The 19,329-nt window shown below is 57.9% G+C and carries 20 protein-coding genes and 1 riboswitch; of the genes, 9 read left to right on the plus strand and 11 right to left on the minus strand.

Annotated elements, in window-relative coordinates; translation table 11 throughout:
* Positions 1–33 precede the first annotated feature (33 nt).
* The 6 genes from rpiA to Q1B46_RS10180 all read left to right on the plus strand — a co-directional run bounded on the left by rpiA (position 34) and on the right by Q1B46_RS10180 (position 6,236).
* Positions 34–819, plus strand: coding sequence for a ribose-5-phosphate isomerase RpiA (rpiA, locus tag Q1B46_RS10155; RefSeq protein WP_299947618.1), 786 nt, complete (start codon positions 34–36; stop codon positions 817–819).
* A 131-nt stretch (positions 820–950) separates the two neighbouring features.
* Positions 951–2,309 (plus strand): glutathione-disulfide reductase, encoded by a 1,359-nt coding sequence (gene gor / locus Q1B46_RS10160; protein WP_299947620.1) that lies wholly within the window; start codon positions 951–953, stop codon positions 2,307–2,309.
* A 72-nt stretch (positions 2,310–2,381) separates the two neighbouring features.
* Entirely contained in the window at positions 2,382–3,524 is a 1,143-nt protein-coding gene (gene hflK, locus Q1B46_RS10165) for an FtsH protease activity modulator HflK (protein WP_299947622.1), read from the plus strand.
* Positions 3,524–4,414 carry a protease modulator HflC gene (locus tag Q1B46_RS10170; RefSeq protein WP_299947624.1) on the plus strand — a complete coding sequence of 297 codons (891 nt, stop codon included), beginning with the start codon at positions 3,524–3,526 and terminating at the stop codon, positions 4,412–4,414. The genes hflK and Q1B46_RS10170 overlap by 1 nt, the downstream gene beginning before the upstream one ends.
* On the plus strand, positions 4,414–4,608 hold the full coding sequence (locus tag Q1B46_RS10175; protein ID WP_299663668.1) for a DUF2065 domain-containing protein: 195 nt from the start codon (positions 4,414–4,416) through the stop codon (positions 4,606–4,608). Before Q1B46_RS10170 ends, Q1B46_RS10175 begins: the two co-directional genes overlap by 1 nt.
* A 182-nt stretch (positions 4,609–4,790) precedes the next feature.
* Complete coding sequence (locus Q1B46_RS10180) at positions 4,791–6,236, plus strand: Do family serine endopeptidase (protein WP_299948009.1); 1,446 nt, start codon at positions 4,791–4,793, stop codon at positions 6,234–6,236.
* Positions 6,237–6,564: 328 nt separating this feature from the next.
* Here the strand turns inward: Q1B46_RS10180 and Q1B46_RS10185 are convergent, their stop codons facing one another.
* The 5 genes from Q1B46_RS10185 to Q1B46_RS10205 all read right to left on the minus strand — a co-directional run bounded on the left by Q1B46_RS10185 (position 6,565) and on the right by Q1B46_RS10205 (position 10,821).
* Positions 6,565–7,233 carry a Crp/Fnr family transcriptional regulator gene (locus tag Q1B46_RS10185; RefSeq protein WP_299947626.1) on the minus strand — a complete coding sequence of 223 codons (669 nt, stop codon included), beginning with the start codon at positions 7,231–7,233 and terminating at the stop codon, positions 6,565–6,567.
* Positions 7,234–7,342: 109 nt separating this feature from the next.
* Complete coding sequence (locus Q1B46_RS10190) at positions 7,343–7,948, minus strand: inner membrane-spanning protein YciB (protein WP_299663666.1); 606 nt, start codon at positions 7,946–7,948, stop codon at positions 7,343–7,345.
* A gap of 16 nt (positions 7,949–7,964) precedes the next feature.
* Complete coding sequence (locus Q1B46_RS10195; RefSeq protein ID WP_299947628.1) at positions 7,965–8,867, minus strand: EamA family transporter; 903 nt, start codon at positions 8,865–8,867, stop codon at positions 7,965–7,967.
* A 117-nt stretch (positions 8,868–8,984) separates the two neighbouring features.
* Entirely contained in the window at positions 8,985–10,124 is a 1,140-nt protein-coding gene (gene ftsY / locus Q1B46_RS10200) for a signal recognition particle-docking protein FtsY (protein WP_299947630.1), read from the minus strand.
* A gap of 58 nt (positions 10,125–10,182) precedes the next feature.
* Positions 10,183–10,821 (minus strand): lysoplasmalogenase, encoded by a 639-nt coding sequence (locus Q1B46_RS10205; RefSeq protein WP_299947632.1) that lies wholly within the window; start codon positions 10,819–10,821, stop codon positions 10,183–10,185.
* Between the two features lie 149 nt (positions 10,822–10,970).
* On the opposite strand from Q1B46_RS10205, the gene Q1B46_RS10210 reads away from it, so the two are divergent.
* Positions 10,971–11,366 carry a hypothetical protein gene (locus Q1B46_RS10210; protein ID WP_299947634.1) on the plus strand — a complete coding sequence of 132 codons (396 nt, stop codon included), beginning with the start codon at positions 10,971–10,973 and terminating at the stop codon, positions 11,364–11,366.
* A 2-nt stretch (positions 11,367–11,368) separates the two neighbouring features.
* On the opposite strand, the gene Q1B46_RS10215 is transcribed toward Q1B46_RS10210, so the two are convergent.
* Together Q1B46_RS10215 and xseA are read right to left on the minus strand one after the other, a co-directional pair.
* Positions 11,369–12,016: a glutathione S-transferase family protein gene (locus tag Q1B46_RS10215; RefSeq protein WP_299947636.1), complete on the minus strand. Its 648-nt coding sequence runs from the start codon at positions 12,014–12,016 to the stop codon at positions 11,369–11,371.
* A gap of 3 nt (positions 12,017–12,019) precedes the next feature.
* Positions 12,020–13,504 carry an exodeoxyribonuclease VII large subunit gene (gene xseA / locus Q1B46_RS10220; protein ID WP_299947638.1) on the minus strand — a complete coding sequence of 495 codons (1,485 nt, stop codon included), beginning with the start codon at positions 13,502–13,504 and terminating at the stop codon, positions 12,020–12,022.
* A 74-nt stretch (positions 13,505–13,578) separates the two neighbouring features.
* Here xseA and purD point away from each other — a divergent pair, with 74 nt between their 5' ends.
* A complete protein-coding gene (gene purD, locus Q1B46_RS10225) occupies positions 13,579–14,841 on the plus strand; it encodes a phosphoribosylamine--glycine ligase (RefSeq protein WP_299947640.1) in 1,263 nt (420 codons plus the stop codon).
* A 105-nt stretch (positions 14,842–14,946) separates the two neighbouring features.
* Here purD and Q1B46_RS10230 read toward each other — a convergent pair whose 3' ends face one another.
* The 4 genes from Q1B46_RS10230 to Q1B46_RS10245 form a co-directional block, all read right to left on the minus strand.
* A complete protein-coding gene (locus Q1B46_RS10230) occupies positions 14,947–15,657 on the minus strand; it encodes a VCBS repeat-containing protein (protein WP_299948011.1) in 711 nt (236 codons plus the stop codon).
* An 80-nt stretch (positions 15,658–15,737) separates the two neighbouring features.
* Positions 15,738–16,061 carry a 2Fe-2S iron-sulfur cluster-binding protein gene (locus tag Q1B46_RS10235; protein WP_299947642.1) on the minus strand — a complete coding sequence of 108 codons (324 nt, stop codon included), beginning with the start codon at positions 16,059–16,061 and terminating at the stop codon, positions 15,738–15,740.
* A 139-nt stretch (positions 16,062–16,200) separates the two neighbouring features.
* Positions 16,201–17,025, minus strand: coding sequence for a creatininase family protein (locus tag Q1B46_RS10240; RefSeq protein ID WP_299947644.1), 825 nt, complete (start codon positions 17,023–17,025; stop codon positions 16,201–16,203).
* A gap of 57 nt (positions 17,026–17,082) precedes the next feature.
* Positions 17,083–17,772 carry a glutathione S-transferase N-terminal domain-containing protein gene (locus Q1B46_RS10245; protein ID WP_299947646.1) on the minus strand — a complete coding sequence of 230 codons (690 nt, stop codon included), beginning with the start codon at positions 17,770–17,772 and terminating at the stop codon, positions 17,083–17,085.
* Between the two features lie 130 nt (positions 17,773–17,902).
* A riboswitch (SAM riboswitch) is annotated at positions 17,903–17,980 on the plus strand.
* A gap of 62 nt (positions 17,981–18,042) precedes the next feature.
* Here Q1B46_RS10245 and metZ point away from each other — a divergent pair.
* Positions 18,043–19,233 (plus strand): O-succinylhomoserine sulfhydrylase, encoded by a 1,191-nt coding sequence (metZ, locus tag Q1B46_RS10250; RefSeq protein ID WP_299947648.1) that lies wholly within the window; start codon positions 18,043–18,045, stop codon positions 19,231–19,233.
* The last annotated feature ends 96 nt before the right edge of the window (positions 19,234–19,329 follow it).

Raw genomic sequence — 19,329 nt, forward strand, 5'->3', positions numbered from 1 at the left:
ATAAGTCCGTCAGTATTCTGAGGGGAAGCTGCTATGACCAAGGATTTGTCGCCCATCGACAAAGCGAAATACGTTGCGGCCTGCCACGCTGCTGAACTTGTTCAAAGTGGAATGCGCGTGGGTCTGGGGACCGGATCGACCGCTGCATGGCTGGTTCAGCGCCTGGGTGAGCGGGTGCGCGACGAGGGGTTGACGATCAGAGGTGTTCCAACCTCGACCGCGACAGCACAATTGGCGCGGGAAGAGGGGATCGAGGTGATCTCATTGGATCAGGCCGGATGGCTGGATCTGACAATCGATGGCGCGGATGAGTTCGATGGGGAATTCAACCTGATCAAAGGTGGCGGTGCCGCGTTACTGCAGGAAAAGATCGTGGCCACGGCCAGTGATCAGATGGTGGTGATCGCCGACGCAGGTAAAGAGGTGGAAACGCTGGGCGCGTTCCCCTTACCGGTAGAGGTGATCCCATTTGGCTGGCAGACCACACGCACGCTGATCGAAGAGACACTGGACACGATGGATGTTCTTGGCACTTCGGTCACGCTGCGTATGAATGGAGAGGCCCCCAAGGTCACGGATGAAGGCAATCACATTCTGGATCTGCATCTCAAGCGGATCGGCAACGCGCGGCAGTTGGCGCTGGTGATGAACCAGATCCCTGGCGTGGTTGAGAACGGGTTGTTCATCGATATCTGTGACAAGGTCATTGTCGGCTATGGTGATGGTCGGGTAGAGCTCCGCGACCTTAATGAAGGCACCGTTCTAACAGATATGCCGGGTGAAGGCGGGGACAACCTGTTTTCTGATCTGGCGGACTAGGGTTGGAACAAGTGTTGCGGTAAGCAGCGGAAGAAAAAACGCTATTTCGACCCTTGGGGGGTTGGCTGTTTGGATTTCGCGCCCAGATATCCAATGAAATATTGCCAAGCGGTAAATAAAGGAACGTATGTATGAGCTTTGACTATGATCTGTTCGTCATCGGAGGTGGCTCGGGCGGGGTCCGCGCGGCACGCGTGGCGGCGGGCGAGAACGGGGCCAAGGTGGCGCTGGCGGAAGAGGATCGTTACGGCGGAACATGCGTGATCCGGGGGTGTGTGCCCAAGAAACTGATGGTTTTTGCCAGCGAATTTTCCGGGATGGTTGGCGATGCACAGGCCTTTGGCTGGGACATCCGGGCCGGCGCCTTCGACTGGAATATCTTCCACGACAAGCTGGTGGCCGAGTTGGACCGGCTGGAAAGTGTCTATCGCAATATCCTTAAGAACAATGGCGTCGAAAGCTTTGATCAGCGGGCCCGCGTGGTTGATCCGCATACTGTCGAATTGGCTGATGGCACCCGCAAGACCGCCAAACACATTCTGATCGCCACCGGCGGACGCCCGGTTGTGCCCGAATTTCCGGGCTCGGACCTGGCGATCACCTCGAATGAGATTTTCCATCTGGAGAAACTGCCCGAATCCATCTTGATCGTTGGTGGCGGGTACATCGCCAGTGAGTTTGCCGGGATCATGAATGGGTTGGGGGTGAAGACCACTCAGTTCTATCGCGGCACGCAAATCCTGCGCGGTTTTGACGAAGAGGCCCGTGGCCTGATCTGCGATGAGATGCGCAATAATGGCATCGATGTCCGGCTGGAAACCAACGTCGTTGAGATGGCCAAGGACGGCGACAAAGTCCGTGTCAAAGCCACCGATGGCAGCGAAGACCGGTTCGATGTGGTGATGTATGCGACGGGTCGCGCACCCAATGCGGATGATCTGGGGCTTGAATCCTTGGGCGTTGCACGCGGTCGCAAGGGCGAGATCATCGTGGATGCGTACAGCCAGACCGGCGTACCTTCGATCTATGCGATTGGTGATGTGACGGATCGGGTGAACCTGACACCGGTCGCGATCCGCGAAGGCATGGCCTTTGTTGAAACCGTCTTCAAAGGCAATCCGACACCAGTGGATCACGAACTAATCCCAACCGCGATTTTCACCCAGCCGGAAATGGGCACCGTGGGTCTGAGCGAAGAAGAGGCTGCGGCGCAGGAACCGATCGAGGTCTATGCGACATCGTTCAAGCCTATGCAAAAGTCATTTGCGGGCGGCTCGCAGCGGGTGTTGATGAAGCTCATCGTGTCGCAGGCGACGCGCAAGGTGTTGGGATGTCATATCGTGGCACCTGGCGCAGGTGAGATGATCCAGATGGCCGGTATCGCCGTTAAGATGGGCGCGACCAAGGAAGATTTCGATCGTACGGTTGCGGTTCATCCGGTGATGGCCGAAGAACTGGTGACAATGCGGCAACCTGTACGCACGGCTTGATTTGCAAGCGCGCGCACACACGTTACAAGGGACCCCGTGATCACACGGGCCTAGACAAAGGAAAAGACACAAATGGCGGGCAACAGCGGCGGCCCCTGGGGGGGCGGAGGCTCTTCTGGTGGCGGAGGAAATCGGGGTAACAACGGGGATGGGCGCAAGCCCCCTGAAAACGATGGCCCGCAGATCCCCGAGATCGATGAGCTGATGAAGAAAGGCCAAGAGCAGCTGCGCGTCCTGATGGGCGGTCGTGGCGGCGGTGGCCGAGGCACCAATGGTTCGGGCGGCGGCGGTGGTCCGGCGTTTACTAAAGGGACCATTGCAATCGGATTGCTTGTAGCGGCCGGTTTGTGGGGGCTGGCGAGTTTTTATACCGTCAAGCCTGAAGAGCAGTCGGTTGAGTTGTTCCTGGGTGAATTCTCGGCCGTTGGAAATCCGGGTCTGAACTTCGCGCCGTGGCCGCTTGTGACCGCCGAGGTTATCGCGGTGACCAGTGAACGAAACGAAGATATGGGTGGTGCGCGCGGCAGCGACGATGGCCTGATGCTGACAGGTGATGAAAACGTCGTCGATATCGATTACCAGGTTGTCTGGAACATCAACGATCCAGCGAAATATCTGTTCAACCTGCGTAATCCGCAACTTACGATCCAGGCCGTGTCGGAATCAGCTATGCGCGAAATTATCGCGCAAAGTGAGCTGGCACCGATCCTCAACCGAGATCGCGGCATCATCGCTGAGCGCCTGCAAGAGTTGATACAGTCCACAATGGACAGCTATAACTCTGGCGTAAACATTGTCCGCGTGAACTTTGATAAAGCTGATCCACCGCAGGACGTGATTGCTGCGTTCCGGGATGTTCAGGCCGCCGCGCAAGAACGTGACCGACTGCAAAACGTCGCTGACGCCTATGCCAACCGCGTGCTGGCCGAGGCGCGTGGTGAAGCGGCACAGATTCTGGAAGAAGCCGAAGGGTATCGTGCCCAGCAGATCAACAGTGCTCAGGGTGAGGCCAGCCGCTTTAGCGCGGTTCTCGAAGAATATTCCAAAGCGCCAGATGTGACCCGAAAGCGTCTGTATCTGGAGCGGATGGAGCAGATTCTGGGTGACGTCGACAAGATTATTCTGGACCAGAACTCGGGCGGTCAAGGGCAGGGCGTCGTGCCTTATCTGCCGCTGAACGAGCTGCGTCGTAACTCAGCCGGGGAGGGGAACTGATGCGTAAAGCGACATTTATTCTACCGATCGTTTTCATCGCTATCGTCGGTCTCTTGTCCTCGATTTTCATTGTGGACGAACGCGAGCGTGCTCTGGTTCTGCAATTTGGTCGGGTCGTGGCGGTCAAGGAAGAGCCGGGACTTGCATTCAAGCTTCCGCTTATTCAGGAAGTTGTCCGCTATGATGACCGTATCCTATCTATCGACGTGCAGCCGCTGGAGGTCACGCCGCTTGATGATCGCCGTCTGGTGGTCGATGCCTTCGCACGCTACCGGATTTCGGATCTTGAGCAGTTCCGTCAAGCCGTTGGTGTCGGCGGCATCTCGGTGGCCGAGGATCGTCTGGATCGCATTCTGCGTGCCGAAACCCGCGAAGTGCTGGGTTCGGTTTCATCCCGCGATATCCTGAGCTCTGACCGGGCCGCGCTGATGTTGCGTATCCGTAATAGCGCGATTGCCGAGGCACGCGCGCTGGGTGTGACCGTCATCGACGTGCGGCTGAAGGCAACTGATCTGCCACAGGCCAACCTTGAAGCGACCTTTGACCGTATGAAGGCCGAGCGGGAGCGTGAAGCGACAGACGAACGTGCCCGTGGTAACGAGGCGGCGCAGCGTGTGCGTGCGCAGGCCGACCGGACCGTGGTCGAACTGGTGTCGGATGCGCGGCGTGAGGCTGAGATTACCCGTGGTGAGGCTGACGCTGAACGGAACGCGATCTTTGCCGAAGCTTACGGTGCCGATCCCGAGTTCTTTGAGTTCTACCGCTCGCTGACAGCCTACGAAAATGCCCTGCAGGGCGGAAACAGTTCGCTGGTACTGAGCCCGGATTCAGAGTTCTTCAACTATCTTGGATCGCCCACAGGGCGGGCTGCGGCCCCGGTATCTGAGTAATGGGAATGATCCTTCTGGCCTTTGGGCTGGTGCTGATTGTCGAGGGGCTGGCCTATGCGCTGGCCCCTTCGCTTATTGAACGCATGTTAGAAGCACTGCGGACCCTGCCGGAACAGGCGCGACGCCTGGCTGGGCTGCTTTGTGTAATCAGCGGGCTGATCCTGCTGTGGGGTGCTTATCAGGTTGGATTTTGATGCAGGTGCTTCACTTGCCGGTGATTTCCCCGCGATCCCGAGTTGCGGGCTGGGTCAAACTGACTACATTGGTTGCCAAGAAGGGTGAAAATTGGTCGCCCGCAAAAGAATTGTCGACAAGGAGACCCCAAGTGCAGGCGAAAGCGCGCAGTGTGTCCGTCCGGCGGGACGATGTTTTAGTTATGATGCGGCTTATGTGGCTGGCCTTTGTGGGAGTGCTGCTGGTTCTGGCGCAATCCGTGGCTGCGCAGGCGCGCAATGAAAGCCTGGCGCCATTGGCCGAGCAGATCAGTCCGGCAGTGGTCAATATCACCACCTCCACTCTGATCGAAGGACAGACCGGCCCTCAGGGGATCGTGCCCGAAGGCTCTCCGTTCGAGGACTTTTTCCGCGAGTTTCAGGATCGCGATGGCGGTGATAACGAAAACCGTCCGCGCCGCAGCAATGCGCTGGGATCAGGTTTTGTGATCTCGGAGGATGGCTATATCGTTACGAACAATCACGTCATTGCCGAAGCTGATGAGATTCTGGTCGAGTTCTTTCCCGGTGATGGACAGCCTGCTGAAGAACTGGTCGCCAAGGTCATCGGAAAAGATGAAAAAACCGATATCGCCTTGCTGAAAGTCGAGGCTGACGGGCCTCTGAAATATGTTCAATTCGGCGATAGCGACATTGCCCGTGTGGGTGACTGGGTGATCGCGATGGGCAACCCGTTGGGGCAGGGGTTTTCGGTCTCGGCCGGGATCGTTTCGGCCCGGAACCGGGCGCTGAGCGGGTCATATGACGATTACATTCAGACCGATGCTGCGATCAACCGAGGGAATTCGGGCGGTCCGTTGTTCAACATGAATGGCGAAGTGATCGGTGTGAACACGGCGATCCTGTCACCCAATGGCGGCTCGATCGGGATCGGGTTTTCGATGGCTTCGAACGTGGTGATCAAGGTCGTGGATCAGCTGCGCGAATTTGGGGAAACCCGCCGTGGCTGGCTGGGCGTGCGTATTCAGGACGTTACAGAGGACATGGCCGAAGCAATGGGTCTTGATAAACCCGGCGGCGCCTTGATCAGTGATGTGCCTGAAGGCCCGGCCAAGGAAGCGGGTTTGCTGGCCGGAGATGTGATCATCAGCTTCGACGGTGTCGATGTGGAAGATACGCGCGGCCTAGTGCGGCAGGTTGGTGAGACCACGGTCGGCAAATCCGTACGTATCGTCGTGCATCGTGAGGGTGGCACCCAAACCGTACTGGTGACGTTGGGCCGCCGCGAGGACGCCGAGCGTGCCGAAGAAGACGGTGATGAACCAGAAGCCGAAGCGCCTGCAGAAGAAGACAAGGATATTCTGGGCCTGACCATCGCCCCCATAAGTGACAGCCAGCGCGAAGAGCTGGGTCTGGATGCTGACGCCGAGGGTCTGGTGGTCACCAATGTCGATGATTCTTCAGAAGCCTTTGAGAAAGGCCTGCGCGCCGGTGACCTGATCACCGAGGCGGGGCAGCAGAAGGTGACCTCGATCGCTGATCTTGAAGCGCGGATGGAAGAGGCGCGTGAGGCTGGTCGCAAATCACTGCTGCTGCTTGTGCGGCGCGGTGGGGAACCTCGGTTCGTGGCGCTGAGTCTGGAAGAATAGACCCTGACAACACATGTGGAATCAAAAGGCCGGGCGATGACCCCGGCCTTTTTTTACGGCGTTTCCGGAAATGATTGAAACAGGCGCATCTGTTTTCGCATTCGACCGAACAGAGAGGATACGAAGAAGTGATCCAACATTAATTGGGCGCGATTTAATACTTTGTTAAGAAAGAAGCCATATGCCGGGGAAGGCATATGGCTCTTGTACAGGGAGAGGTCGGTGGACAGATATCGGGGATGATAAAACCGACCTCCTACGGTAACAGGATTGACCTTACGGCAATCGTGAAGCCGCGTATGTGAAGCGGATCACATCTGCATGGGTTTTAGATCAAGTCGGATTCGGCCAGTTGACGTAGCGCATCGAAGTCGTGGATCTGCAGCCCTCCGCGCGAAGCCTCGACCACATTGTCGCGTTTCCATGCCGATATGGTCTTTGACACAGCTTCGCGTGTCGCACCGACGAATTCAGCTAGTTCACTTTGCGACAGCGTGATCCGTGCATTGGGTGTGTCCTGCTGCCCCACCAGATGCAGCAGTTTGCGTGCGAGTCGGATGGGCATGGGCAGGAATACCTGCTCGTTCAATTGACCACCCATCCATCGCATGCGCACCCCAGCGAGCCGGATCAGATCGACGGCAAGGTCAGGATGCTGCCGGATTTGGGCCATCACATCCCGCCGCCTGACCCTGAGCACCTCGGCAGGTTCGGCAGCCATTACCGTTGCGGTGCGAGGGCCGTTGTCAAAAAGGGCGATTTCCCCAAAAACCTCACCGGGGCGCATCAGGCTGAGCGACAGTTTCCGCCCACTCATGGCAAGAAAAGAAACTTCAAGTGTGCCTCCGAGGATCGCATAAAGTGCGTCACCTTCATCGCCCTGTTCAAACAGTGTTTGGGCTCGGTCAAGTTTGACCTCGGTGGCCAGGGCTGCCAGCATTGCGCGCAGCTCTTCAGAGGCTTCGGACAGGAAACCACTATTGGGAAAGGCCATCATGCGGGCGATCGTCTCCGGTAGTTGAGTGGTGTGGGTGGTGACCCAGCTTTCCACAGCTTGACCTTTATGCCAAGAAATTTTGTTCGCATGTTACGTTTAGGCAGGGTGCTTATTGCTGATCGGGATCATCCATGTAGCTTTGCAGCACGTTGAACTGCATCATCAGGAACGCCATCAGCGCGATGGGAAAGCCGAATGTCTCGATCTTGACCCAGAGGTCCGTCGACATCGTGCGCCAGACAAGCTCGTTGGCGACGGCCAGCACCGCAAAGCAAGCGCTCAGGCGACGGGTGAGGATCATCCAGCCCTCATCGCGCATAGGCAGCATTTCGTCCAGAACGTAAGCCAGGTAGGACTTTCCCTGTAAAAGGCCGATGCCGAGGATGATGGAAAAGAAGCCATAGACCAGGGTGGTTTTCATCTTGAAGAACCGCTCGTCATTGAACCAGGCGGTAAGGCCGCCGAAGAAAATCACCATGAACGCGGTGAAGATCTGCATCCGGCTGAGCTTGCCCGTGAGGTACCACAGGATGCCCATTGCGGCCAGCATCAGCGGTACGAACAGGATTGTGGCGACGATGAAACCCGAATACTCGGTGCCGCCGATCACGAAAGTGTCATCGCGCAGGCGCAGGTAGATGAAGAAGAAGGCGAGCGGAGGCCCAAGTTCCAACACTTGTTTGAGGAAAGGGTTGATGTCTTTTTTCTCTGCCATGATTCCGACCTGCTGTTTACCCGCCCATTTCAACTATTACTGCGCCGAGTGCAATCAATGCCATCAATGCGACGCGTCTGGGGCCGACGGTTTCTTTCAGTACCAACCAGCCGATGAGGGCGGCAAAGACGGTGGAGGTTTCGCGCAGCACCGCCGCCTCTCCGACTTTGTCGAGCCGGGTGGCGAGCATGATGGAGCCGAAGGACAACGGGGCGATAATGCCACCTGCCAGCCCGCGTAGCATGAGCGGGCCGAGTGCGGGGCGGTGGGTCATGGCGCGATATCTGAGCGCGGCATAGATCGGCATGACAGCCCCGTCGATCATGAAAAACCACGCAAGAAAGGTGAATGGGTCGGCTGTGGCGCGAATGCCATAGGCGTCATAGGTGGTGTAGAGCGCAACAAAGAGGCCGGTCGCGAGGGCCAGCAACAGGGCGATGTGCAGCGTTTCGCGGTTGGTTTCGAGATAGCGCAAGTTATAGGCGGCGAGCCCGAAGATACCTGCAAGCAGCGTTGCAACTCCTAGCCATTGGACGGCTGAAAAGGTTTCGCCGAACAGCAGGTAGGCCCCAATCACGGTGAACAGTGGACCGGTGCCGCGGACGACCGGGTAGACGACGGTATAAGAGCCTTTGGTGTAGGCCATGGCCTGCAGGACTTTGTAGCCAATGTGGATCACCCAGACGACGCCGAAGATAGGCCACATATAAGGTTCGGGCCACGGGACAACGAAGAACGCAAAAGGGGCGGCCATCAGGCAATAGCAGGCGTCGATGGCGCCACGTGACATCCAAGGGTCGTGACGGCCCTTTTGCAGCGCGCCGAAGACGGCGTGCAGGAAGGCGGCCATCAGCGCCAGGCCGAGAGCGAGTTGGTGACCGGATTCGGTACCTTCTAGTGAGATTAGCCAGTCGCTCAAATCAGGGCCTTCGCTTGGGTGGAGAGGCCGGGGGCTCTGCCCGTCGCCCTTGTTTCTTGAACCAATGGCGCAACATTGGCGACCCCTGAGGTATTTTGGGCCAGATGAAGTGTCGGATCAGGTTTGCAGACCAGTAAGGGCAGCGGCGAATTCTTCGGGGTCAAAGGGCGCGAGGTCGTCGATCTGTTCGCCAACGCCAATGGCGTGGATCGGCAGGCCGAACTTATCGGCGAGCGCTACCAGCACGCCACCTTTGGCAGTGCCGTCCAGTTTGGTCATCACGAGGCCCGAGACGTCCGCGAGTTTGCGGAAGGTTTCAACTTGGCTGAGGGCATTCTGGCCAGTGGTCGCGTCGAGAACCAGCAAAGTGTTGTGGGGGGCTGTGTCGTCGACCTTGCGGATGACCCGGACGATTTTGGCCAGCTCCTCCATCAAATCGGCGCGGTTCTGCAGGCGACCTGCGGTGTCGATCATCAACAGATCGGCACCTTCGTTCTGCGCTTTGGTCAGGGCGTCAAATGCGAGCGAGGCTGGGTCAGAGCCTTCGGGGGCGGTTAGAACCGGCACGCCCGCGCGGTCGCCCCAGACCTGTAGCTGTTCGACGGCGGCGGCGCGGAAGGTATCTCCGGCGGCGATGACGACCTTTTTGCCTGCGGCTTTGAACTGGCTGGCGAGTTTGCCGATGGTCGTGGTTTTGCCCGAGCCGTTGACGCCGACAACCAGCACCACTTGTGGGCGTTTGGGATAGATGGGCATCGGTTTGGCCACGGGCTCCATCACGCGGGCGACTTCCTGTGCCAGCAACTGTTTGACTTCCTGGGTCGAGAGTTTGCGGCCAAAGCGTCCTTCGGCCATGTTGGCGGTGACGCGCAAGGCGGTATCGACACCCATGTCGGATGCGATCAGAAGCTCTTCGAGCTGTTCCAGCATGTCGTCGTCCAGCGTGCGGCGGACAACGGATTTGGACTCGTTTCGGCTGAACAGTCGACCCAGCAAACCCTTGGAATCCGAAACCTCTGGCGGTGGTGGAGGTGGTGTGGGATCAGCCGGGATAGGTGTGGGAGGTTCGACCGGTAGTGGCGCGGGCGCGGGCACTGGCACTTCGGGGACCGGTTGCGGTTCGGGCTCTGGCTCGGGGATCACCGGGTCGGGTGTTGGGGTTTCCTCGCCGCCGTCTTCGATAATCGCATCCAACCCCTCTTCGAGGCGCGATGAAGATTTGAACAGCTTGTCCTTGAGCTTTGAGAAAAACGCCATTTTTGGTCTCCGCAGGTGTTCCCCTCACCTAATGCGGAATGGCGGCAGTTGCAAAGGGTCAGGTGAAGGCGATCAGGAACCCGGCTTGTGCCCCCCAATAAAGCGGCCAGACCATGTAAGGCGTGAGTTTCAGGGACGGGTGATCGGCGGGCAGCAGGAACTTTTCGGTCGCGAGTATCAGGTCTGATGCAATGAAGGCCAATGCCGCGGGTAGCGCCCAGCGTAACGCGCCGGTATCGGGAAGGGCCAGAACCGTGATGCCCATGCCAAGGATGATCGGAATATAGGCAAGGACGGGGGCCTTGAGGTCTCCGGCGCGGGGGGCCAGAAGTGTGGCCATCACGATGCCCAAAACGATGAGCGACCAGAAGATCACAGGCTGATCGAAGATCAGGGTGGGGTTGCTGTCGGGGTAGGTGAGGAACAGGGCGACATAGGCCAGGTGCCCTGTGGCGAATGCGCCAATGCCTGCCATGAAGGTGGCATCAGTTTCCTGCGAGAGGAGCGCATCGCCGATTGCGCAGAGCGCGAGGGCAAGAACCAGCAGCCATGGGGCGTTTCCCAACACGGCGACACCGGCAAGCAGGGCGACAGATGCGGTTTTCAATGCGCTGCGCAGGGATCCCGCAGGGCGCGCGGTTAGAGGCCAGTATGCCAGCGCGCAGGCCGTTGCGGCCCAGAAGAGGAATGTTGTCATACTGTGTCCCCGATGATCCCACGATATTTATTCAGCAATCTCGCCGTGATCATGGCGGCGCATCAAGGTGTGACGTTGAGTTATCTGGAAACAGCGGGATCCTGAAAGGTTGAATGGCACCGGGGGGCAGCATCTGACAGAATATGAGCATGTTCAGGACTGCTTTGATTCTATTGACGCTTGTCACGCAACCGGTTGCGGCGCAGTCGCCTTTGTCTGGCGCCGAGTTCGATGCGTATACGCGCGGAAAGACCTTGTTTTACGGGTTCGACGGGCGGGTCTATGGGGTCGAGCGGTATCTTCCCAATCGCCGTGTCATCTGGTCTTTTCTGGATGGCAATTGCGTTGAGGGGGTCTGGTATGAACAAGAAAACCAGATTTGTTTCCTGTACGAGGATCGGCTGGACCCGCAATGTTGGGTGTTTTCGCAATCCGGTGGCGGGTTGACGGCACAGTTTGAGGGCGATCCCACGGCAACAGAACTGTATGAGGCCGAGGATGTCGGGGAAGAAATGCTGTGTTATGGGCCGGATGTCGGGGTCTGAAATCAGGATTCGCGTGGTCGCAATTCTTCATATTCAATCATGACATGGCGCTGAAATTCCGGTCTTTCGGTCAGTGTTTCGTAGTACCGACGAAGATGAGGCAGGGCAGCGCGGTCTATGTCGATGTCATAATATCGGTAAAGAATGTGGCCAAGCTGAATATCTGCCAGAGTAAACTCGTCACCCGACAAATAACGCGTTTCACCCAGCTGTGCGTCCGCGATCTTCAACTTGGATTCCAAATCAGTGACGGCTTGCAGGATTGCTGTTTCGTCTCGCTGTGCTGTGGGTGTTCTGACCAAACGCCAGAACACCGGTACGGTGAACGCCATTGCAATGTTGAGTTTCGCCCACTCGGCCCATTTGTCGATCTCGGCGCGGCGCGGGGGTTCAGATGGCCAGAAGACCTCATCGCCGTATTGGGCAGCCAGATAGCGCAGGATGGCTCCGGTTTCCCAAAGTGGTGCGTTGTTGCCGTCCTGCAGGACAGGAATGGTTCGATTTGGGTTCAGAGCTTGAAACGCGGGGCTGTCCAGACCACCGAACCGGTGGCCCAGATCGTGGCGTTGGTATTCAAGGCCAAGCTCACCCACGCACCACATCAGGGCCTGAACATTGGATGATGTTTTGCGGCCCCAGATTGTCAGCATCGGTCAGAACAACGACCCCTGATCTGGTGGTGCTTGTTTGGTTTTTTTGGATGGTGTTTTGCCCTGCGCTCCGGTCTGGAGGCGACCATCGGTGAATTCGATCTCAAGCACCGTGTGGCCCGCGGCCTGAGACTTGGTGGTGATAACCTCGCCCTCGGCGCGTACGACGGCGTAACCACGCCCGAGTGTTGCTTTGTAGCTGAGCGTTTCGCGCAAACGATCGGTGGCCTCAATTTGCTGGCGCAGACGTTCCAGCCTTGTGGTTTGCGCTGCGTTCAAGCGTTCGGTCAACCGGTTCAGGCTATCGCGGCGCGTTTCCACCTCGCGCTGGATCGGACGCAGCGACAGGCGTGAGGACAGGTTGCGCCAGCGGTCGCGGCGAGTTTCGACGAAGCTGCGCAGCGTCGCGGGGCGCAGGCGGGCCGCGCTGTCCAGCAATTTGACGCGGCGGTTCTGAACACCCCGGATCAGCGCGTTGGGCAGGCGTTCCGAGATTTGATCGAGCCTTTGGCGTGGGTTCTCTAGCAATGTATCAGGGCGCGGCAATGCGCGGGACAAGTCGCGCAGTCGCTGGCTGCGGCGTTGCACGGCGTCCGTAGCAGAACGCGACAAGCGCGCACCTTGTTCGCCGGTCCACGCAAGCAGCTCAATGCGGACGGGCACAGCGAGTTCGGCGGCGGCGGTTGGTGTCGGTGCGCGGCGGTCCGAGACATAATCGATCAAGGTGGTGTCGGTCTCGTGGCCCACGGCTGAGATGAGTGGGATATCCGAGGTTGCAGCGGCACGGGCGACGCTTTCTTCGTTGAATCCCCACAGGTCTTCGATCGAGCCGCCTCCGCGCGCGACGATGATCAAATCCGGTCGGGGAAGACCCCCTCCTGGGGTCAGCTGGTTGAACCCTTCGATGGCACGGGTCACTTCAGGGGCGCAATTTGCACCCTGAACCGCGACAGGCCAGATCAGGACCTTACGCGGAAAGCGATCACGCAGGCGATGCAGGATATCTCGGATCACCGCACCAGAGGGCGAGGTGACCACGCCGATGATTTGCGGCAAATAGGGCAGGGGTTGCTTGCGCTCGGGTGCAAACAAACCTTCGGCTTCAAGCTGTTTCTTACGCTTTTCCAGCAACGCCATCAGCGCGCCTTGCCCGGCAACCGCGACCTCATCGACGTTCAAATTGTACTTTGATTGGGCTCCAAAGGCGGTCAGGCGTCCGGTGACGACAACTTCGAGCCCTTCTTCAGGGACAACCGACAGCGCCGAGACCTGACCTTTCCAAGTGGTGCAGGCCAGAACATTCCGGTCGTCCTTTATGTCGTAATAGAGATGCCCTGAGCGTGCCTTGAACACGCGCCCGACCTCACCACGCACACGGATTCGTCCAAAGGTGCCTTCCAGCGTGCGTTTCACCTCACCCGAGATGTCCGAGACTGTATATTCGGGGGTATTTTGGCCGGGAATGGGATCGTCGAGCAGGTCGGACATTTCAGCGCCTTGTGTCAGATGTCTGCGCAGCTTAGAACGCCGCGACGGCAAGGCCAAGCAGATCGGAGCGTTTCATGAATATCCTCATCCTCGGCAGCGGTGGACGCGAACACAGCCTGGCTTGGGCAGTGATGCAGAACCCGAAATGTGATCGACTGATCGTGGCACCGGGCAATGCCGGGATCGCCCAGATAGCGGAGTGCGCCGTGCTGGATATCGAGAATGGTGGGACGGTCGTCAGCTTTGCCGAGGAAAACGCCATTGATTTCGTCATCGTTGGCCCCGAGGCGCCTTTGGCGGCGGGGGTTGCCGATCGTTTGCGCGAAGCGGGCGTTTTGGTCTTTGGACCGTCCGCCGAGGCCGCGCGGCTGGAGGCCTCGAAAAGTTTCACGAAGGAAATCTGTGACGCGTCAGGTGCACCGACGGCAGCTTATGCCCGGTTCACAGAGGCAGAGCCTGCCAAGGCCTATATCCGTGCACAAGGTGCCCCGATTGTGGTCAAGGCTGATGGTCTGGCCGCCGGCAAGGGCGTGATTGTCGCAATGGATGAGCAATCCGCGCTGGATGCCATTGACGATATGTTCGGCGGTGCCTTTGGCGGTGCTGGGGCTGAGGTCGTCATAGAAGAGTTCATGGAAGGCGAAGAGGCTTCGCTTTTCGTGCTTTGTGATGGTGAGGATATCCTGTCGATTGGCACTGCTCAGGATCATAAGCGTGTCGGTGAAGGAGATACCGGGTTGAATACCGGCGGTATGGGGGCATATTCTCCTGCCCCGGTTTTGAGTGCCGAGATTGAGGCGCTTGCAATGGACCAGATCGTACGCCCGACAGTGGCCGAGATGAAGCGGCGTGACACCCCTTTTCAGGGGGTGCTTTATGCAGGGCTGATGATCAAGGATGGTCAACCACGGTTGGTGGAATACAATGTGCGTTTTGGGGATCCGGAATGCCAGGTTCTGATGATGCGGTTGGGGGCGCAGGCCATGGATCTGTTGCATGCTGCGGCTGAGGGCCGATTGGCTGAAACGCGCGTGAACTGGGCTGATGATCACGCGATCACCGTTGTGTTGGCCGCAAAGGGTTATCCCGGATCTTATGAAAAAGGCAGCGTGATCAATGGGCTGGATGGGCTGGTCGAGGACAGCCGCAATATGGTTTTTCATGCAGGGACTAAGGCGGTTGATGGGCAGATTCAGGCTTCGGGTGGCCGCGTTCTGAATGTGACCGCGCGTGGCGACACTCTGCAAGAGGCGCGCGACCGGGCTTATGCGATGGTCGACCGGGTGGATTGGCCCGAAGGTTTCTATCGGCGCGATATTGGTTGGCGCGCTCTGTGATTTGATTGCCGGGCTGCGCCTGCCTTGAAATTTCAGGTGTAGGGGGCTTTGCCCCCTCGGCCATGGCCTCACCCCCAAGGTATTTTTAGCCAGATGAAGTGCGGATCAGCACTCTAGTGCAGAGGCGAGGTTTTGGCGGGCGTTGAGGGGGCCGAGGTCTTTGCGTTGCCAGGCATTATTGTACGAAATGCCGATGATCCGCGACCAGTCTGAGTTGGCCAGGATCAATTCGGGGGTCGTTTCGCACAGGCGTAGGCCGCCGGAGATAAAATCCTCTCCGATCCGGTGATTGGTGAGACCGGGTAAACTGGCGATTTCAGTGAGTGCGCCATTATCGTAGCGCCAGATGCGCAAGGTTTTGGCGAGATGCGGGCGGTCGATATAAGCTATTTCGATATGGCCGTCGCCATCCAGATCGGCGGCGCCGATGGGGGCGAGCCAGCGATTGCGCGTGCCGATATGCGGCGTGGCGGCGATTTTTTGACCTCTGGTGTCGTAGATTGCCAGTTGTGCACCGGTTTGTTGGTGTGCTTCCACCACGATGATCTCTGGCAATCCATCCTGATCAACGTCGGCCAAACGAGGTGAAAGATCTTCGAACACACGGTCTTCGGGCAAATGAATGGTTATAACCGAACGATTCGAGATCGCGTTTGTCCGTGAGGTGCTCAGAGAAGATTCAGTGTCGACGATGATTTCCAAGGAACCGTATTCGATGGCGTCGCCCAGAACGCCGTGTGTATAGCGTGTTGTCGGTTCGGTGAAACGGGCGGATACTATGGTGTTAGCGCTGGCCATGGGCCATGATCCCGCCATCCATAGACAAAACGCCAATAGCGCGCCGCGTGCCCAACCTTGCCTTAGGTGGATGGGCAGACGCGGCGCTTTGAGAGGCATCAGATTTGTTTTTCCGGCATCTGAACGATCAAACCTTCCAGCGCGTCGGTGACCTTGATCTGACAGGTCAGGCGCGAGCGGGCCGGGTCAGGCTCGTAGGCGAAATCCAGCATGTCTTCTTCCATGTCGTCCTTTGCCGGGATTTTCTCGACCCAATCCGGGTGGATGTAGACATGACAGGTTGAGCAGGCGCAGGCCCCGCCGCAATCGGCTTCGATGCCGGGAATATTGTTGTCACGGGCCCCTTCCATGACGGTCAGTCCGTTGGCGACCTCGACTGTATGTTCGGTACCGCCATGCTCGACATAGGTGATCTTTGCCATTGCGTGCGTCTTCCTTTTGCGATTGTCGATTTCTTCCTTAGTGAAGGGCGTTGAGTGTTTCCAGTGGGAATTGCGATCAAAGATGTTGTGAATGCGCATTCCGTGCAGAATTCCAGATACGACTTGGTCTCATGCGCGATCAGGGCGCGGCTGCGCGCATAAGTGAGATTTGAGCAAGGGCCGCGTCTATTTTGAATTGGATCATGATTTCGCCAAGGCTGCGGGTTGCCAGATCAGGTCTGCCACTATGCCCCGCCACATACTTGGGTGGCACGGGAGTCGTTTCGGTGTGAATCCCGGCGGGGTGGGTGAATTGCAATTCAGATGTATCTCTTAACCCGGCATGATCGCCGATTTCGGCTTCGGCAAAGCCGTTCTGCAGCAGATACGTAGCCTGCCCATTGTTGCCGTAATAGTCCGAGACATGGCGTATGGTAATGCCTTCTTCGGCGAAGTTATGGTTCAGCGATGCGGCGACGTTGGCTTGTGCTCGCTGATTCCCACCGCTGTCACCCAGTAGCAGGATTTCGTTGAAACCATGGGTGGCAAGGCTGTGAACGGTGGCTTCCAACACCTGTTCGAATACGGGTTCAGGCAGGGTCAAGGTGCCGGGCCACTTCATATGGCCTGTAGGGTTCGGTCCATACTCGCCTTCCGGTACATAAGCGATGACGGGCGCGATCAGAGTATGCCCCAGCGTCCGGGCGATCCGGTCACTGGTGTGGGCAACCACATAATTGTGTTTGCCCAGAATCGCATGTGGGCCGTTTTGTTCGGTTCCTCCGGTGGGAATGATTGCAGTCCGGTAGCCAGCCTCGATTGCCGCGTGAACCTCGGGCCAGGTCATGTCTTCTAGGCGCAGGGTTCCTGGTTCGAAACCTGGAGAGGACATCAGGGATTTGGGGTTTGCCCAAATCAATATGCCAATCGCTGTGATGGCGAAGATCAGGACGATGCGCAGCATGTCGGGTACTCAGTTCCTTTACCTTGGTAGGAAATGTCCAATGGATGTTGATAACATTTATCGTTTGAATAAAAACCCCTGAGCATGTTTATCCCGATGGTCGCCCCGCAATTCAGCGTGCAAGGCGCGGCCTGCTTGCACACCGGGGCGGGAGCTTACGGTTTCCAACCAGCGGGTAAAGTGAGGCTTGTCTTCCAGCACCTGTTGTTGCCCTTCCCAAAGGCTGGCCCAGCCCCAAATTGACATGTCGGCGATGGAGTAGAAATTTCCCGCCACATACTCGTTCTCGGCCAGCCTGCGATCCAGAACGCCGTAAAGACGTCCGACTTCGGCCCGATAGCGATCCTTGGGGTAGGGCAGGTCTTGCGGCGGGTCCAGCTGGGGTGCGTATTTCAGGAAATGGTGCGCTTGTCCCGCCATCGGGCCGACACCGCCCATCTGCCACATCAGCCATTCTTCGACAGCGATCCGGTCACGTTCAGTTTCACCATAGAAGCGTCCGGTTTTTCGGGCGAGGTACATCAGGATCGCGCCGCTTTCGAATACAGATACCGGCGTCCCTCCGGGTCCATTTGGATCGACGATGGCGGGCATCCGGTTATTGGGGGCGATCTTAAGGAACTCGGGGGCGAACTGGTCGCCCTGGCCGATGTTGATCAGGTGGGTTTTATAGGGCAGCTCCATCTCTTCCAAAGCGATGGACACTTTCCAGCCGTTGGGCGTGGGCCAGAAATATAAGTCGATCATGTCATCTCCTCAAACTGGACGCGATCATGGAGGTTTCAGCGCGTTCGGCAAGAGGGCGCGCAGGTGTGTTACGAAAGCGTGACCTTGGTGCAGCCGGTCTTGACGTGATCTGGGACCGGGCGTAAATGCATCCTCATCAAGTGGCGATTTGTTACCGGATTGCGGGCCACGTTAAACAACACCGCTAAAAGGTCAGGATGAAAGACCCCTTTCGCTTGGCCGCGTCTGGGGTTTTTTGTTTGCCTCCCAAGCGGGGCTGAAAGGAATGACATGAGCGAGAGCTGGAACAAACGCACCCAAGCCATCCATGGCGGCATCCGCCGGAGCCAGTATAACGAAGTCAGCGAGGCGATCTTTCTGACGCAAGGTTTTGTGTACGAAAATGCCGAACAGGCCGAAGCCCGTTTTTTGGAATGCGGCCCAGATGAGTTCATCTATGCCCGCTATGGCAACCCCACGGTTTCAATGTTCGAGCAGCGTATCGCGGCCCTGGAAGGGGGCGAGGACGCCTTTGCAACCGCATCGGGCATGGCTGCGGTGAATGGGGCGCTGACATCGATGCTGAAAGCGGGGGACCACGTTGTTTCAGCCAAAGCGCTGTTCGGATCGTGCCTGTATATCCTTGAGAATATCCTGACCCGATACGGCGTTGAGGTGACTTTTGTTGACGGCACCGATCTGGACGCCTGGGAAGCTGCGATGCGGCCCGATACCAAGGCCGTGTTCTTCGAATCCATGTCGAATCCGACGCTTGAAGTCATCGATATTGCTTCTGTATCAAAAATTGCCCATGCGGTTGGCGCCGTTGTCGTCGTGGATAACGTTTTTTCCACGCCAGTGTTTTCCCGCGCTATCGAGCAGGGCGCGGATGTGGTCGTATATTCGGCCACCAAGCACATCGACGGGCAGGGCCGTGCGCTGGGCGGCGTGATCATCGGCACCAAAGAATTCATTCGCGGCACGGTCGAACCTTATCTGAAACATACCGGCGGCGCGCTGAGCCCGTTTAACGCCTGGATCATGCTCAAGGGGATTGAGACCATGGCCCTGCGCGTGAACGCACAAACGCAGAGCGCGCAGAAGATTGCTGAGGCGCTTGAAGGGCATCCAGCGCTTGCGCGGACGTTGTATCCCGGCTTGAAAACCCATGCGCAGAACGCGTTGGTGCAGGATCAGCTGGGCGGCAATGGGGGGACTGTGCTGTCGCTTGATATCAAGGGCGGCAAAGCCGGGGCGTTTGCATTCCTGAATGCGTTGACCATCCCGGTGATCTCAAACAACCTCGGCGATTCCAAGTCGATTGCAACCCATCCGGCCACGACCACACATCAGCGCCTGAGCGACGAACAACGGGATGAGCTGGGCATCACTCCGGGCCTGATCCGGCTGTCTGTTGGGCTTGAAGATGCGGGCGATTTGTTGGCGGATATTAAACGCGCATTGGCGACCTCTCAGGGTTAGAGACGTTGCCATGAAGTGTGGCCAGATGGCGCTGAACCGCTTGGTCGGACGATTTTGGTTGAAAAACGGCGGTTTTCGCACCCAAAATTCGATCCG

Source organism: uncultured Ruegeria sp. (assembly GCF_947500045.1).
GTDB lineage: Bacteria > Pseudomonadota > Alphaproteobacteria > Rhodobacterales > Rhodobacteraceae > Ruegeria.

What these genes read in the sequence shown, in the direction of transcription:
- ftsY (WP_299947630.1), bottom strand. Translation starts at nt 10,124, where the DNA reads ATGGCGTTTTTCTCAAAGCTCAAGGACAAGCTGTTCAAATCTTCATCG.
- Q1B46_RS10230 (WP_299948011.1), bottom strand. Translation starts at nt 15,657, where the DNA reads ATGGCGGGATCATGGCCCATGGCCAGCGCTAACACCATAGTATCCGCC.
- hflK (WP_299947622.1), top strand. Translation starts at nt 2,382, where the DNA reads ATGGCGGGCAACAGCGGCGGCCCCTGGGGGGGCGGAGGCTCTTCTGGT.
- rpiA (WP_299947618.1), top strand. Translation starts at nt 34, where the DNA reads ATGACCAAGGATTTGTCGCCCATCGACAAAGCGAAATACGTTGCGGCC.
- Q1B46_RS10215 (WP_299947636.1), bottom strand. Translation starts at nt 12,016, where the DNA reads ATGCTGACAATCTGGGGCCGCAAAACATCATCCAATGTTCAGGCCCTG.
- metZ (WP_299947648.1), top strand. Translation starts at nt 18,043, where the DNA reads ATGAGCGAGAGCTGGAACAAACGCACCCAAGCCATCCATGGCGGCATC.
- Q1B46_RS10205 (WP_299947632.1), bottom strand. Translation starts at nt 10,821, where the DNA reads ATGACAACATTCCTCTTCTGGGCCGCAACGGCCTGCGCGCTGGCATAC.
- Q1B46_RS10245 (WP_299947646.1), bottom strand. Translation starts at nt 17,772, where the DNA reads ATGATCGACTTATATTTCTGGCCCACGCCCAACGGCTGGAAAGTGTCC.
- Q1B46_RS10180 (WP_299948009.1), top strand. Translation starts at nt 4,791, where the DNA reads ATGATGCGGCTTATGTGGCTGGCCTTTGTGGGAGTGCTGCTGGTTCTG.
- Q1B46_RS10175 (WP_299663668.1), top strand. Translation starts at nt 4,414, where the DNA reads ATGGGAATGATCCTTCTGGCCTTTGGGCTGGTGCTGATTGTCGAGGGG.
- gor (WP_299947620.1), top strand. Translation starts at nt 951, where the DNA reads ATGAGCTTTGACTATGATCTGTTCGTCATCGGAGGTGGCTCGGGCGGG.
- Q1B46_RS10170 (WP_299947624.1), top strand. Translation starts at nt 3,524, where the DNA reads ATGCGTAAAGCGACATTTATTCTACCGATCGTTTTCATCGCTATCGTC.
- xseA (WP_299947638.1), bottom strand. Translation starts at nt 13,504, where the DNA reads ATGTCCGACCTGCTCGACGATCCCATTCCCGGCCAAAATACCCCCGAA.
- Q1B46_RS10185 (WP_299947626.1), bottom strand. Translation starts at nt 7,233, where the DNA reads ATGATGGCCTTTCCCAATAGTGGTTTCCTGTCCGAAGCCTCTGAAGAG.
- Q1B46_RS10190 (WP_299663666.1), bottom strand. Translation starts at nt 7,948, where the DNA reads ATGGCAGAGAAAAAAGACATCAACCCTTTCCTCAAACAAGTGTTGGAA.
- Q1B46_RS10240 (WP_299947644.1), bottom strand. Translation starts at nt 17,025, where the DNA reads ATGCTGCGCATCGTCCTGATCTTCGCCATCACAGCGATTGGCATATTG.
- Q1B46_RS10235 (WP_299947642.1), bottom strand. Translation starts at nt 16,061, where the DNA reads ATGGCAAAGATCACCTATGTCGAGCATGGCGGTACCGAACATACAGTC.
- purD (WP_299947640.1), top strand. Translation starts at nt 13,579, where the DNA reads ATGAATATCCTCATCCTCGGCAGCGGTGGACGCGAACACAGCCTGGCT.
- Q1B46_RS10210 (WP_299947634.1), top strand. Translation starts at nt 10,971, where the DNA reads ATGTTCAGGACTGCTTTGATTCTATTGACGCTTGTCACGCAACCGGTT.